Raw genomic sequence first — 13,137 nt, 5'->3', positions numbered from 1 at the left:
CGCCCTGACCACCGGTGGCTGTTGCGCGGTCCCGCTTCCTGAACTAATGTCTGGACACGTGTCCGGTAACGAGCAGCTGACGACCGAACCCACCCGCCGCCGCCTCACCGAGCGGCAGGCCGACACGGTGCGGCGGCTGACCGACGCCGCCGTGGTGGAGGTCGGCGAGACCGGCTACGAGGGACTGACCGTCCGCAACGTGGCCAAGCGCGCCGGGGTGGCCCCCGCCACCGCCTACACCTACTTCGCCTCCAAGAACCATCTGATCACGGAGGTGTTCTGGCGGCGGCTCAGCGCGCTGCCGCCGGTCGAGGCGGACGGCGCGCTGCTCGAACGCGTGGTGGAGACGCTGCGCGACATCGCGCTGCTGGTGTCGGACGAGCCGGAGCTGGCGGCGGCGTGCACCACCGCGCTGCTCGGCACCGACCCCGACGTCCGCGAGCTGCGGGTGCGGATCGGCGTCGCGATCCGCGAGCGGCTGCAGGCCGCGCTCCGCGACCACGACGACCCCAAGATCCTCGGCGCGCTGGAGCTGGCCTACACCGGCGCGCTCGTGCACGCGGGCATGGGCTACACGTCCTACGCCCGCATGGCCGACCGGCTCGCCGAGATGGCGGAGCTCATCCTGCCCGACCCCCCGGAGTGAGGTGACGGCCGTGGACCCTGCCGCGCAGGTCTCCTACAGCCCGTTCGACTACGCCGTCCATGAAGACCCCTACCCCGTCTACGAGCGTCTCCGCGAGGAGGCGCCCCTCTACCGCAACGACGAGCTCGGGTTCTGGGCGCTGTCCCGGCACGCCGATGTCGCCGCGGCGTTCCGCGACCACGGGACGTTCTCCAACTCCCACGGCGTCTCGGTGGAGCCGAGCGCGTGGGGGCCGCACGCGCCCCGGACGATGTCGTTCCTGGCCCTCGACCCGCCGCGCCATACGCGCATGCGCGCGCTCGTGTCGAAGGGCTTCACGCCCCGGCGGGTGAAGGAGATGGCGGACGGCATCCGCGCGCTGACCCTGCGCCACCTGGAGCCCGCCCTGGAGAAGGGCGAGTTCGACTTCGTCGCGGACATCGCCGGGCTGCTGCCCATGGACGTCATCTCCGAGATGATGGGCGTCCCCGAGGCCGACCGGGTGGAGGTGCGCCGGCTCGCCGACACGGTCGTCCACCGGGAGGAGGGGCTCAACGACGTCCCGCCCGCCGGGATGGACGCCGCGCTCACCCTCGTCGGCTACTACCAGGACATGGTCGCCGAGCGCCGCCGCAAGCCGTCGGACGACCTGACGTCCGCGCTGCTGGACGCCGAGATCGACGGCGACCGGCTGGACGACACCGAGATCATCGCCTTCCTCTTCCTGATGGTCGTCGCCGGCAACGAGACCACGACGAAGCTGCTCGCCAACGCCCTGTACTGGGGCGCGCGGAACCCCGCCCAGGTGGCGAAGCCGCTGCGCGATCCGGCGCGGGTGGACGACTGGGTGGAGGAGACGCTCCGCTACGACACCTCCAGCCAGATGCTGGCCCGGAAGGTCGCGAAGGACGTCGAGCTGCACGGGCGGCGCGTCCCCGAGGGCGACCGGGTGCTGCTGCTGGTCGGCTCCGCCAACCGCGACGCGCGCGTCTTCGACGACCCCGACGTCTACGACCTCGACCGCGACACCTCGCAGCTCGTCAGCTTCGGCGGCGGGCGGCACTTCTGCCTCGGCGCGAACCTGGCCCGGCTGGAGGCCCGCATCGCGCTGACCGAGTTCGTGCGGAACGTCGCGTCCTACGAGGTCGACTTCGCGAAGGCCGAGCGGGTGCATTCGGTGAACGTCCGCGGCTTCGCGGCGCTGCCCGTCAGCGTGGAGGTGCGGTAGATGCCCCGGTTCGACCCCCACCCCGAGCGGCGCCCGGCCGTGGTGACCGGCGCGTCGTCCGGCATCGGCGCGGCCACGGCGACGGCGCTGGCGCTGGCCGGGCACCCGGTCGCGCTCGGCGCGCGGCGCGCCGAGAAGTGCGAGGAGCTGGCGGCGACGATCCGGGCCGGCGGGGGAGAGGCGTTCGCGCACCCGCTGGACGTCGGCGACTCCGACTCCGTCAAGGCGTTCGCGGCGGCGGCCGGCGACGCGCTCGGACCCGTCGAGGTGGTCGTGTCCAGCGCCGGAGACCTGTCCGCCGGGCGCCTGCACGAACTCGGCTCGGACGATTTCCTCGCGCAGCTGCAGGTCCACCTCGTCGGTGCGCACCGGCTCGTGTCGCATTTCGTCCCGCCCATGGTGGCGCGGCGGCGCGGCGACATCGTGTTCGTCTCGTCCGACACCGTCCCCGCCCCGCGCTCCTGGACGGGCGCCTACGTCGCGGCGAAGAACGGCGTCGAGGGCATGGCCCGCACCATGCAGATGGAGCTGGAGGGGACGGGGGTGCGGGCGTCCATCGTCCGGCCCGGACCCACCGCGACCGGCATGGGCATGACCTGGGACGCCGAGACGACCGGCGCCGTCCTGGAGGACTGGGCGAAGTGGGGCCATGCCCGCCACCCCTACTTCCTGCGCCCCTCCGACGTCGCCGCCGCCGTCGCCGCGATCGTCGCGACCCCGCGCGGCGCCCATCTGCGGCTCGTCGAAGTACAGCCCGAAGCCCCCCTGGAGGAATCATGACCGCTTTGGTGGAGCCGCGCGTCGTGTCGGGCGGTCCCGACCATCTGGAGGAGCTGCGCACCGACCCGATCGGGCTGATGCGCCGCGTCCGCGACGAATGCGGCGACGTCGGCGAGTTCCGGCTCGCCGGGCGGCGCGTCGTGCTGCTGTCCGGCGCCGAGGCCAACGAGTTCTTCTTCCGGGCCCCGGACGAGGAGCTGGACCAGGCCGAGGCGTACCCGTTCATGACGCCGATCTTCGGTGAGGGCGTGGTGTTCGACGCCACCCCCGAGCAGCGCCGCGAGGCCCTGCACAACCAGGCGCTCAAGGGCTCGTTCATGAAGGGGCACGCCGCGACGATCTCCGCGGAGGTCGACCGGCTGGTCGCCGGCTGGGGCGAGGAGGGCGAGATCGACCTGCTCGACTGGTTCGCCGAGCTGACGATCTACACCTCGTCCGCGTGCCTGATCGGGCGCAAGTTCCGCGAGCAGCTCGACCGCCGGTTCGCCGACCTGTACCACGACCTCGAACGCGGCACCGACGCGATCGCCTACGTCGACCCGTACGCCGACATCGAGAGCTTCCGCAAGCGCGACGCCGCGCGGGCGGCGCTCGTCGAGCTCGTCCAGGGGATCATGGACGGCCGGCCGGCCAAGCCTCCCAAGGAGGACCGCGACCTCCTCGACGTCCTCATGTCCATCAAGGACGCGGACGGGACGCTGAAGTTCGACGCCGACCAGGTCACCGGCATGTTCATCTCGATGATGTTCGCCGGGCACCACACCACGTCCGGTACCGCCGCCTGGACGCTCATCGAGCTGCTCCGCCACCCCGACGTGCTGGACGGCGTCGTCCGGGAGCTGGACGAGCTCTACGACGACGGCCGCGAGGTGTCGTTCCAGGCGCTGCGCGCGATCCCGCGGCTGGAGTCGGCGATCAAGGAGGCGCTGCGGCTGCATCCGCCGCTGATCCTGCTGCTGCGCGTCGCGAAGACCGACCACGAGGTCCTCGGCCACCACATCCCCGAGGGCACCATGGTCGGCTGCAGCATCGCCGTCTCCAACCGGATCCCGGAGGACTTCCCCGACCCCGACGCCTTCGACCCCGGCCGCTACATCGAGCCCCGCGAGGAGGACCTCCTCCACCGCTGGACGTGGGTGCCGTTCGGCGCCGGACGGCACCGCTGCGTCGGCGCGAACTTCGCGATGATGCAGCTCAAGGCGATCTTCTCGGTGCTGCTGCGGGACTGGGAGTTCGAGCCCGCGCAGCCGCCCGAGACCTACCGCAACGACCACTCCAAGATGGTCGTCCAGCTCGCCCAGCCGTGCGCCGTCCGCTACCGCAGGAGGCGCCGGTGAGGATCGAGGCCGACCTGGACCTGTGCCAGGGACACGCCATGTGCGAGCTGGAGGCCCCCGGCGTCTTCGAAGTGCCGCCCAAGGGCAAGGTGCGCGTCCTCGACGCCGAGCCGCCCGAGGACATGCGCCGCGAGGTGGCCGCCGCCGTCCGCTACTGCCCCACCCAGGCCCTCAGACTGCTGGAGACATGATGCCGTCCTTCCCCCGAGAAGAACTCGACGCGATGGTGGAGCACTGGCTGGCGGAGAACCGCCGGTGCGAGGAGCTCGGAGACTGGCGCCCGCTCGCCGACCTCTACACCGAGGACGCCACCTACGGCTGGAACATCGGCCCCGACCAGGACTTCATGGCCGTCGGCCGGGGCGAGATCCGCGACATCGCGCTCGGCCTGGAGATGGGCGGCCTCGACGGCTGGACGTACCCGTACCAGAGCATCCTCGTCGACGAGGTCAAGGGCGAGGTCGTCGGCTTCTGGAAGCAGGTCGCCGACGCCGTCCGCCCCGACGGGACGCCCTACGAGGTGCTCGGCATCGGCGGGTCCTGGTTCCGGTACGCGGGGAACCGCCAGTGGTCGTGGCAGCGCGACTGGTTCGACCTCGGCAACGTCACGTCCGTGTTCGTCGAGATGATGAAGGCGGGCGTGCTGTCGGACGGGATGAAGCGGCGCCTCGACCGGGCCGCCGCCGGCGAGCCGATCCCCGGCTACTACCCGCGTGGCGAGAGCCCGGTCCCCATCTGGTGATCAGATCTGGCCCTCGGGCTTCGGCGGGATCGTCGACGTGATCGACGGTCCCAGCTCGATCAGCACGTCCCCGGCCGGGTTGTACTTCGGCGGCACCGTCACCTCGACGTAGGCCTGCCGTCCGACCGCCGTCCAGGTCACCGGCCGGTGGACGGGCGTCCCGAACCAGTCGATCCCGTTGATCGTCACCAGCTCGGACCGGGGCTGGAGCGCCGCGGGCCGCGGCACGCCGCAGCGCAGCGCGATCGCGGGCGACCCCCACGCGGCGGTCAGCGGCGAGCCCGGGGAGGTGTCGCGGCGTTCCTGGCCGTGCACCCGCTCGGGCAGCCGCAGGCCCTCGCACAGCCGCGTGATCGCCGCGTCCGGGCTCGGCACGGGCACCTGGACCGCGCCGTCGCCGCACCCCGCCGCGAGCGCCGCCAGCCCGGCGAGCGCGGCCAACCGTGCGCTCCGCCTCAGGGGACGGCCCCCCGGACCTCCCGGCCCAAGCCCTTTAGATGTGAACAATCGGGCAGGTGAGGGTGCGGGTGATGCCTTCGACCGCCTGGATCTGCGCGACGACGAGCTTGCCCAGCTCGTCGACATTGCGCGCCTCCGCCCGGACGATCACGTCGTAGGGTCCCGTGACGTCCTCGGCCAGCGTGACGCCGGTCACGCCGGAGATGTGACCCGCCACCTCGGCGGCCTTACCGACTTCGGTCTGGATGAGGATGTAGGCCTGCACCATCACGTCCTCCCCAAGCGGAGAATCTGCCGTCGGACGGTTCACCGTATCGTGTTACCCGCCGCGGCGGGGGCCCGGGGTACCGGGTGCCGCGGCGGCGCGGGCCGAACAGGCGGAACACGGGGGAACGGGCGCGGATGGGCACGATCGGCGAGCTGGGCGAGTTCGGGTTGATCGGCCGGCTGACGCGGCGGCTGCCGCCGGGGGCGGCGGTCCGGCTCGGCCCGGGCGACGACGCGGCCGTGGTCGCCGCACCGGACGGGCGCGTCGTCGCCACCACCGACCTCCTCGTGGAGGGACGGCACTTCCGCCGCGACTGGTCCGGCCCCTACGACATCGGGCGCAAGGCCGCCGCGCAGAACCTCGCCGACGTCGTCGCGATGGGCGCCCGGCCGACGGCCCTCCTGATCGGGTTCGCGGCACCGGCCGAGACCGAGGCGGGCTGGGCCGAGCGGCTGTACGACGGGTTCGCGGACGAGTGCCGCGTCGCCGGAGCGTCCGTCGCGGGCGGCGACGTCGTGTCCGCCCCGCACGTCACGCTCGCCGTCACGGCGCTCGGCGATCTGGGCGGTGCGGCACCGCTCCTGCGCTCCGGGGCCCGTCCGGGGGACGTGGTGGCCGTCCGGGGCAGGCTCGGGTTCGCCTCCGCCGGGCTGGCGCTGCTCACCGAGGGACGCGACGGGCCCGAGGAGCTGATCGCGGCGCACCGGCGCCCTGAACCGCCCTACGGCGCCGGGGACGAGGCGCGGGCCCGCGACGCCACCGCGCTGCTGGACGTGAGCGACGGGCTCGTCCAGGACCTCGGGCACATCGCGGACGCGAGCGGCGTCCGGATCGACATCGACTCCGCGGCCGTCCCCGTCCCGGAGATCCTCGGGCCCGGCGGGCTGCGGCACGCGCTCACCGGCGGCGAGGACCACGCCTTCGCCGGGACGTTCCCGGGCGACCCGCCGCCGTCCTGGTCGCGGATCGGCGCCGTGGCAGCGGGTTCGGGGGTGCGCGTGGACGGCCGCGAACCGCCGCCCGGCGCGTGGGATCACTTCGCCGTCTGAACGACGGCCTCACGGACGGCGTACACCCGTGTGCGTTGACACATCCGGTAGGCAGGTTTGGTACGGGTTTGGTATACATCCTGTGATCGAAGAGGAATGGGATGGGACGACACACGAGGCACGAGCAGCCGGACGACGAACCCGTATCAGGCGCCCCCGCGTCCCAGGGTCCGTACTACGGCGCTCCCGTCGACCCGTCCTACGACGTCTTCTCCGGGCCGACCGACGACCGGGTGTTCGTGTCGTCGTACGAGCGGGCACGGCCCGGTCCGCCGCCGGCCGCGGACCGCCAGCACGGCCCGCCGGGCTACCGGCTCGACCCCCTGCCCGGCGACTATCCGGGCGACTACCCCGGCGCTCCCGCCGGCGCCCGCGAGAGGCCCCCGGAACGTCCGCGCGACCGGCCGGCGCCGCACGCGGAATCGCCCGGCGGGCGCGGCTGGCCGAAGTTCCTCTCCATGCTGCCGCTCCCGCTGCTGCCGATCGTCGCGCTCGTCATCGCGGTGGGCATCGTCTCCTACGCGCTGAGCACGCAGCAGATATCGCTCAACTTCGCGGGCGGCGCACCCCGCGACACCGTCACCAATCCCCGCGACAGCCAGGTCTCCCAGCGCGGCCCCGGCGAGCGCGCCGGCCGCGGCACCGGCCGTGCCGACGGCCTCATCATCGCCTTCCGCGTCGCGTCCGAGACGCCCGGCGGTTTCAAGGCCACCGCCACCATCGCCAACAAGGGCGCGCAGCCCGTCACCGCGTGGGCGCTCGCCTTCAAGATCCCCAACGCCTCGGTCACCGCGATCAGCGGCGCGACCGTCGTGAGGACCGGCAGCCTCGCCTTCGTCCGGGGCCGCAGCGGGATCGCCCCCGGCGACACGGTCCGGATCGTGTTCACCGCGCGCGGCACCGCCTCCCGGCCGTCGTCCTGCATCTTGAACAAGCTGCCCTGCGCCCTGGTCTGAGGCAGGATCGCCGAACCGGTCGGATCGCCATAGGGTGGACGGCATGTCGCACCATCCGTCCCCGGCCCCGCCCCTCGTCCTGACGATCGCGGGCTCGGACTCCGGCGGCGGCGCCGGCATCCAGGCGGACCTGAAGACCATGCTCGCCCACGGCGTCCACGGGATGAGCGTCGTCGCCGCCGTCACCGCGCAGAACTCCCTCGGCGTCCAGGGCTACTGGGAGCTGCCGCCCGAGGCGGTGCGCGCGCAGCTCGACTCCGTCCTGTCCGACATCGGCGTGCACGCGCTCAAGACGGGGATGCTCGCGTCCACGGCGCTGGTGGAGATCGCCGCCGAGGCGATCGCCGGCTCCGCCGCGCCCGCCGTCGTCGACCCGGTGGGCGTCTCCAAGCACGGCGACTCGCTGCTCGCCCCCGACGCCGTCCACGCCGTCCGCTCGGCCCTGCTCCCGGCCGCGACCGTCGTGACGCCGAACCTCTACGAGGTGGAGCAGCTCACCGGCGTCAAGGTCGTGGACGAGTCCGGTCTGCGCGAGGCCGCCGAGGCCGTCAGGGCGCTCGGCCCGCAGTGGGTGCTGATCAAGGGCGGCCACCTGCCGGGCGAGCCGACCGACCTGCTGTTCGACGGCGAGCACGAGCACCTCTTCACCGCTCCCCGCCACGACAACCGCCACACCCACGGCACCGGCTGCACCCTCGCCTCCGCCATAGCGTCCAACCTGGCCCTGGGCGAGGACGTCCCCACCGCCGTCGCGAAGGCCAAGGACTACGTGACGGGCGCGATCGCGGCCGGCTTCCCGCTGGGCTCCGGCATCGGCCCGGTCGACCACGGCTGGCGGCACCGCCCCTGAACCCGGACACGCAAAAGTCGGCTCACCGGGATTCCGATGAGCCGACGTGAAGTCTCTGCGGTTCGTGCCGTCCGCGGGCCCGGGTCAGACCGTGGGCTTGACGATCTTGCCGGCCTTGATGCAGGACGTGCAGGCGTTGATGCGCTTGGTGCTGCCGTTCACGACGGCGCGGACGCGCTGGATGTTGGGGTTCCAGCGGCGCGGGGTGCGGCGGTGCGAGTGGGAGACGCGCATGCCGAAACCGGGTCCCTTGCCGCAGACGTCGCAGACGGAAGCCACGGGAAACTCCAAGTGGTGTCGATGCTCTGACCGGAGCGCCGCCCGGTGCCGCCGACGGGGGCGGGCCGGGCATCATGGGTGCTCACTGACGAGCGCCTCGGACGAGGCGCACGGATCAGACTAGCCGACAGCCCGTCGGTAGGCGAATCGCCGGCGGCGGTGAGCGGGAAGGGGAGCGGGTTCTTGGGCGAGGTGCTCGACGGGGCGGCGGTGCGGCGGTGGTGCAGGCTGGCGGCGGAGGCGCTCGGCCGCACCAGGGGCGAGATCGACGCGCTGAACGTGTTCCCCGTCCCCGACGGCGACACCGGCACCAACCTGCACCTGACCGTCCTCGCGGCGGCGGACGCGCTGGACGAGCTGCCGGCCGGCGCGGGCCCCGCCGAGACGTGGCGGGCGCTCGCGCAGGGCGCGCTGCTCGGCGCGCGGGGCAACTCCGGCGTGATCCTCAGCCAGGTGTTCCGCGGCCTCGCCGACGTCCTCGCCCCGATGGAGGCGCCGCCGGACGGCGCGGTGTTCGCCGACGCGCTGGCGCACGCGTCCGGGCTCGCCCGCGGTGCCGTCGAGCATCCCGTGGAGGGGACCATCCTGAGCGTGGTCGCCGAGGCCGCCGCGTCGTGCGCGGAGTCGGGAGCCGGGCTCTCCGACGCGTGCCGGTCCGCCGCGGGCGGGGCGCGGCGGGCGCTGCGCCGGACCACGGGCCAGCTGGAGGTGCTCGCCCGCAGCGGCGTGGTCGACGCGGGCGCGGCCGGGCTGTGCGTGGTGCTCGACGCGCTGGCCGCCGTCGTCACCGAGGAGTACCCCGAGCGGTACGAGGTGCCCGCCCGCGCCGCCGGGACCCCTGCGGGCGAGCCGGAGCCCCCGGCGCCGCAGGGACCCGGCTACGAGGTCATGTACCTGCTGGACGCGCCGGACGCCGCCGTGAACGCGTTGCGGGAGAGGCTCGACGGGCTCGGGGACTCGCTCGTCGTGGTCGGCGGCGACGGGCTGTGGAACGTCCACGTCCACGTGGACGACGCCGGTTCCGCGATCGAGGCGGGCATGGCGGCGGGGCGTCCGCACCGGATCAGGGTCAGCTACCTGCGCGCGGACCCGGGCGAGCCGCACGCGCCGCACACCGGCCGCGCGGTGATCGCCGTGACCGCCGCCGACGGGCTGGCCGCGCTGTTCGAGGAGTGCGGCGCGCGGGTCGTCCGCCGGGAGCCGGGCGCGCCGCCGCCGCTCGCGGTGCTGTCGGAGGCGATCCTCGCGGCGGGGAGCGAGGTGACCGTCCTGCCGAACGAGCCCGAGGTGCTGGCGCTCGCCGAGGCCGCCGCGGAGCGCGCGCGGGACGCCGGCGCGCGGATCGCGGTCGTCCCGACGAAGGCGTCCGTGCAGGGGATGGCGGCGCTGGCGGTGCACGATCCGCTGCGCCGCTTCGGCGAGGACGTCATCGAGATGACCCGCGCGGCGGGCGCGACCCGCTTCGGCCACCTGGAGGTCGCGGAGCAGGAGGCGGTGACGAGTGTCGGGCTGTGCCAGCCCGGCGACGTCCTCGGCCTGATCGAGGGCGATGTCGCGACGATCGGCGCGGACGTCGCGGAGGTCGCACGGCGCGTCCTCAACCGGATGCTGTCCGGCGGCGGCGAACTCGTCACGCTGATCGCCGGCACGTACGCCCCGCCCGGCCTCGCGGCGGCTCTCGAAGAGCACCTGCGCCGAGAGCACCCCGATGTGGAGGTCGGCGTCTACGACGGCGGGCAGGAACGATATCCCTTGCTCATCGGCGTCGAGTGATTCCCGTCGTGCCGATGGGCTAGAAAAGGGTGCGTGGCGAATCTCGACGAGCCGTTGCGGAATGTCCTCGGCGACAAGACGGCCAAGGCGCTGGAGAAGGGCCTCGACCTGTGCACGGTCGGCGACCTGCTGCACCACTACCCGCGCCGCTACGCCCACCGCGGTGAGCTGACGCAGCTGAGCGGCCTGGAGGACGGCGAGCACGTCACGGTGATGGCGGAGGTCGTGAAGGTCCAGGGCCGGACCCTCACCCGCAACCCCGGCTACGTCCTGGAGATCACCGTCACCGACGGGACCGGGGAGCTCAAGCTGAGCTTCTTCGGCCGGAAGGGCTCCTACAAGGCGGAGCGGGAACTGTCGCCCGGCACGCGCGGGCTGTTCGCCGGGAAGATCAGCACCTACCGGCCGCGCAGCGGGAACGTCGTCCGGCAGCTCACCCACCCGCAGTACAAGGTCGTCCACGAGCGGAGCGCCGAGCAGGCCGCGCAGGAGTGGGCGGACGAGATCATCCCGATCTACCCGTCCACGAAGGCGCTGCCCATCGAGACGATCGGCACGTCCGTCGAGACCGTGCTGACGCAGCTGGACCTTCCCGCCGACCCGGTGCCCGGGGCGCTGCTCAAGCGCCGCGGCCTGATCGGGCTGCGCGAGGCGTACGAGGGCATCCACCGCCCGAAGAGCTGGGACGAGCTGGGCCGCGCCAAGAAGCGACTCAAGTGGGACGAGGCGTTCGTCGTCCAGATCGCCCTGGCGCAGCGCCGCCTCGCCGCCGCCGCGCTCCCGGCCAAGCCGCGCCCGCCCGTCTTCGGCGGCATCCAGGCGGAGTTCGATGCGCGGCTGCCCTTCGAACTCACCGAGGGCCAGCGCCAGGTCGGCGACGAGATAGCCGCGGACCTGGCCGGGGAACACCCCATGCACCGCCTCCTCCAGGGCGACGTCGGCGCAGGCAAGACGGTGGTCGCGTTGCGCGCGATGCTGCAGGTCGTGGACGGCGGCGGGCAGGCCGCGCTGCTGGCGCCCACCGAGGTGCTCGCCCAGCAGCACTACCGGTCGATCACCGGGATGCTCGGCGACCTCGCCCTGGCGGGGCAGATCGGCGGCGCGGAGCACGCCACCCGCGTCGCGCTGCTGACCGGGTCGCAGGGCGCCAAGGCGCGCAAGGAGGCGCTGCTGGACGCGGCGTCCGGCGCCGCCGGGATCGTCGTCGGCACCCACGCGCTGCTCCAGGAGAGCGTCCAGTTCGCCGACCTCGGCCTCGTCGTCGTGGACGAGCAGCACCGCTTCGGCGTCGAGCAGCGGGACGCGCTGCGCGAGAAGGTCGGCGGCGGGCGCCCCCATGTGCTGGTCATGACGGCGACGCCGATCCCGCGCACGGTCGCGATGACCGTCTTCGGCGACCTGGAGACGTCGGTCCTCGGGCAGCTCCCGGCCGGGCGGTCGGAGATCCAGACCCATGTGGTGCCGCCCGAGAAGCCCGCGTTCTTCGCCCGCATCTGGGAGCGCATCCGGGAGGAGGCCGCGAAGGGGCGGCAGGTCTACATCGTCTGCCCGCGCATCGGCGAGCAGGAGGGCGACGAAGGCGACGCCGTCGCCGCGGAGGAGGGGGAGCGCAGGTCGCCGCTCGGCATCATGGAGGTGCTGCCGAAGCTGGAGGAGCTGCTGCACGGCCTGCGCATCGGCGTCCTGCACGGCAAGCTGCACCCCGATGAGAAGGACGCGGTGATGCGCCGCTTCACCGAGAAGGAGCTGGACGTCCTGCTCGCCACCACGGTCATCGAGGTCGGCGTGGACGTCCCCAACGCCACCGTCATGGTCATCATGGACGCCGACCGGTTCGGCGTCTCCCAGCTCCACCAGCTGCGCGGACGCGTCGGGCGCGGCTCCCTGCACGGCCTCTGCCTGCTCGTGACCGAGGCCGAGCCCGGCGGCAAGTCCCGCGAGCGGCTCGACGCCGTCGCGTCCACCACCGACGGGTTCAAGCTGTCGCGCCTCGACCTGGAGCAGCGCCGCGAGGGCGACGTGCTGGGCGCCGCGCAGGCCGGCCGCGCGTCCAGCCTGCGGCTCCTCACCCTCCAGCGGGACGAGGACGTGATCCGCGACGCCCGGGAGGAGGCGACGGCGCTCGTCGAGGACGATCCCGATCTTTCGGAGCACCCCGGCCTCGCCACCGTCCTGGCGTCCCTCCTGGACGAGGACCGCGCCGGCTTCCTGGAGAAGGCGTGACGCGGGTCATCGCGGGCAGCGCCGGCGGGCGGCGGCTGGCCGTCCCGCCGGGCAGGGACACGAGGCCGACCGGCGACCGTGCCAGGGAGGGCCTGTTCGCCACCGTCCTCGCCCTCCTCGGACCGCTGGACGGGCTGCGCGTCGCCGACCTGTACGCCGGGTCGGGCGCCGTCGGTTTCGAGGCGCTGTCCAGGGGCGCGGCGCACGCGCTGCTGGTCGAGTCGCATCCGCGCGCGATGCGCGTGATCCGGCAGAACGCCGAGGCGCTCGGGCTGCCCGGCGCCGTCCCGTGCCCCGACAAGGTGGAGCGGCTAGTCCGGAAGGAGCCCGGCGAGCCCTACGATCTGATCTTCGCCGACCCGCCGTACGCGCTCGCGGACGCGGCCGTCACCGCCCTCCTGGAGGACCTGCGCGACCACGGCTGGGCGGCGCCCGACGCGCTGGTCGTCGTGGAGCGCGCCGCGCGCGGGCCCGCGCTGCGCTGGCCGGACGGGTACGAGGCGGAGCGCGACCGGCGCTACGGCGAGGCGATTTTCTGGTACGGCCGCGCGGACGGCCGTTGACACGG

Annotated in this window: 15 protein-coding genes; 12 read left to right on the top strand and 3 right to left on the bottom strand. The window is 73.5% G+C overall.

What is annotated here, in order from left to right; genetic code table 11:
• Positions 1-58 precede the first annotated feature (58 nt).
• Genes AL2_RS10195 through AL2_RS10170 form a run of 6 tightly spaced genes read left to right on the top strand, consistent with a single transcriptional unit; the run spans position 59 to position 4,712 of the window.
• Positions 59-646 carry a TetR/AcrR family transcriptional regulator gene (locus AL2_RS10195; RefSeq protein WP_245666500.1) on the top strand — a complete coding sequence of 196 codons (588 nt, stop codon included), beginning with the start codon at positions 59-61 and terminating at the stop codon, positions 644-646.
• 10 nt (positions 647-656) lie between these two features.
• Complete coding sequence (locus tag AL2_RS10190; protein WP_218003647.1) at positions 657-1,853, top strand: cytochrome P450; 1,197 nt, start codon at positions 657-659, stop codon at positions 1,851-1,853.
• Positions 1,854-2,633: an SDR family oxidoreductase gene (locus tag AL2_RS10185; protein WP_067632181.1), complete on the top strand. Its 780-nt coding sequence runs from the start codon at positions 1,854-1,856 to the stop codon at positions 2,631-2,633.
• The gene (cyp51, locus tag AL2_RS10180; protein WP_067632178.1) at positions 2,630-3,970 is read left to right on the top strand and encodes a lanosterol 14-alpha demethylase; all 1,341 of its coding nucleotides are present in this window, start codon (positions 2,630-2,632) and stop codon (positions 3,968-3,970) included. Before AL2_RS10185 ends, cyp51 begins: the two co-directional genes overlap by 4 nt.
• Positions 3,967-4,161 carry a ferredoxin gene (locus AL2_RS10175; protein ID WP_067632176.1) on the top strand — a complete coding sequence of 65 codons (195 nt, stop codon included), beginning with the start codon at positions 3,967-3,969 and terminating at the stop codon, positions 4,159-4,161. The genes cyp51 and AL2_RS10175 overlap by 4 nt, the downstream gene beginning before the upstream one ends.
• Positions 4,158-4,712 carry a hypothetical protein gene (locus AL2_RS10170; protein WP_218003646.1) on the top strand — a complete coding sequence of 185 codons (555 nt, stop codon included), beginning with the start codon at positions 4,158-4,160 and terminating at the stop codon, positions 4,710-4,712. Before AL2_RS10175 ends, AL2_RS10170 begins: the two co-directional genes overlap by 4 nt.
• Here AL2_RS10170 and AL2_RS10165 read toward each other — a convergent pair whose 3' ends face one another.
• Together AL2_RS10165 and AL2_RS10160 are read right to left on the bottom strand one after the other, a co-directional pair.
• Positions 4,713-5,153, bottom strand: a complete 441-nt coding sequence (locus tag AL2_RS10165) for a DUF3515 domain-containing protein (protein WP_245666498.1) — start codon at positions 5,151-5,153, stop codon at positions 4,713-4,715.
• 52 nt (positions 5,154-5,205) lie between these two features.
• Positions 5,206-5,439: an Lrp/AsnC ligand binding domain-containing protein gene (locus AL2_RS10160; RefSeq protein WP_067632172.1), complete on the bottom strand. Its 234-nt coding sequence runs from the start codon at positions 5,437-5,439 to the stop codon at positions 5,206-5,208.
• 134 nt (positions 5,440-5,573) lie between these two features.
• On the opposite strand from AL2_RS10160, the gene AL2_RS10155 reads away from it, so the two are divergent.
• The 3 genes from AL2_RS10155 (at position 5,574) to thiD (ending at position 8,294) form a co-directional block, all read left to right on the top strand.
• Complete coding sequence (locus tag AL2_RS10155; RefSeq protein ID WP_067632170.1) at positions 5,574-6,488, top strand: thiamine-phosphate kinase; 915 nt, start codon at positions 5,574-5,576, stop codon at positions 6,486-6,488.
• Positions 6,489-6,589: 101 nt separating this feature from the next.
• Entirely contained in the window at positions 6,590-7,444 is an 855-nt protein-coding gene (locus tag AL2_RS10150) for a cellulose binding domain-containing protein (RefSeq protein ID WP_067632168.1), read from the top strand.
• Positions 7,445-7,487: 43 nt separating this feature from the next.
• Positions 7,488-8,294 (top strand): bifunctional hydroxymethylpyrimidine kinase/phosphomethylpyrimidine kinase, encoded by an 807-nt coding sequence (gene thiD / locus AL2_RS10145; protein WP_067632167.1) that lies wholly within the window; start codon positions 7,488-7,490, stop codon positions 8,292-8,294.
• 84 nt (positions 8,295-8,378) lie between these two features.
• On the opposite strand, the gene rpmB is transcribed toward thiD, so the two are convergent.
• Complete coding sequence (rpmB, locus tag AL2_RS10140; protein ID WP_067632165.1) at positions 8,379-8,573, bottom strand: 50S ribosomal protein L28; 195 nt, start codon at positions 8,571-8,573, stop codon at positions 8,379-8,381.
• Between the two features lie 192 nt (positions 8,574-8,765).
• Between rpmB and AL2_RS10135 the strand changes: the two genes are divergently transcribed.
• From AL2_RS10135 to rsmD, 3 genes are read left to right on the top strand one after another with little or no spacing between them, the layout of a single operon-like run.
• Positions 8,766-10,346, top strand: coding sequence for a DAK2 domain-containing protein (locus tag AL2_RS10135; protein WP_245666526.1), 1,581 nt, complete (start codon positions 8,766-8,768; stop codon positions 10,344-10,346).
• 33 nt (positions 10,347-10,379) lie between these two features.
• Positions 10,380-12,569 carry an ATP-dependent DNA helicase RecG gene (gene recG, locus AL2_RS10130; RefSeq protein ID WP_067632162.1) on the top strand — a complete coding sequence of 730 codons (2,190 nt, stop codon included), beginning with the start codon at positions 10,380-10,382 and terminating at the stop codon, positions 12,567-12,569.
• Positions 12,566-13,132 carry a 16S rRNA (guanine(966)-N(2))-methyltransferase RsmD gene (gene rsmD / locus AL2_RS10125; protein ID WP_067632160.1) on the top strand — a complete coding sequence of 189 codons (567 nt, stop codon included), beginning with the start codon at positions 12,566-12,568 and terminating at the stop codon, positions 13,130-13,132. Before recG ends, rsmD begins: the two co-directional genes overlap by 4 nt.
• Positions 13,133-13,137 lie beyond the last annotated feature (5 nt).

This window comes from Actinomadura latina NBRC 106108, from assembly GCF_001552195.1.
Lineage (GTDB): Bacteria > Actinomycetota > Actinomycetes > Streptosporangiales > Streptosporangiaceae > Spirillospora > Spirillospora latina.
This window is presented reverse-complemented; position numbering and strand designations above follow the sequence as displayed.

What these genes read in the sequence shown, in the direction of transcription:
- AL2_RS10160 (WP_067632172.1), bottom strand. Translation starts at nt 5,439, where the DNA reads ATGGTGCAGGCCTACATCCTCATCCAGACCGAAGTCGGTAAGGCCGCC.
- AL2_RS10170 (WP_218003646.1), top strand. Translation starts at nt 4,158, where the DNA reads ATGATGCCGTCCTTCCCCCGAGAAGAACTCGACGCGATGGTGGAGCAC.
- AL2_RS10185 (WP_067632181.1), top strand. Translation starts at nt 1,854, where the DNA reads ATGCCCCGGTTCGACCCCCACCCCGAGCGGCGCCCGGCCGTGGTGACC.
- cyp51 (WP_067632178.1), top strand. Translation starts at nt 2,630, where the DNA reads ATGACCGCTTTGGTGGAGCCGCGCGTCGTGTCGGGCGGTCCCGACCAT.
- AL2_RS10155 (WP_067632170.1), top strand. Translation starts at nt 5,574, where the DNA reads ATGGGCACGATCGGCGAGCTGGGCGAGTTCGGGTTGATCGGCCGGCTG.
- AL2_RS10150 (WP_067632168.1), top strand. Translation starts at nt 6,590, where the DNA reads ATGGGACGACACACGAGGCACGAGCAGCCGGACGACGAACCCGTATCA.
- thiD (WP_067632167.1), top strand. Translation starts at nt 7,488, where the DNA reads ATGTCGCACCATCCGTCCCCGGCCCCGCCCCTCGTCCTGACGATCGCG.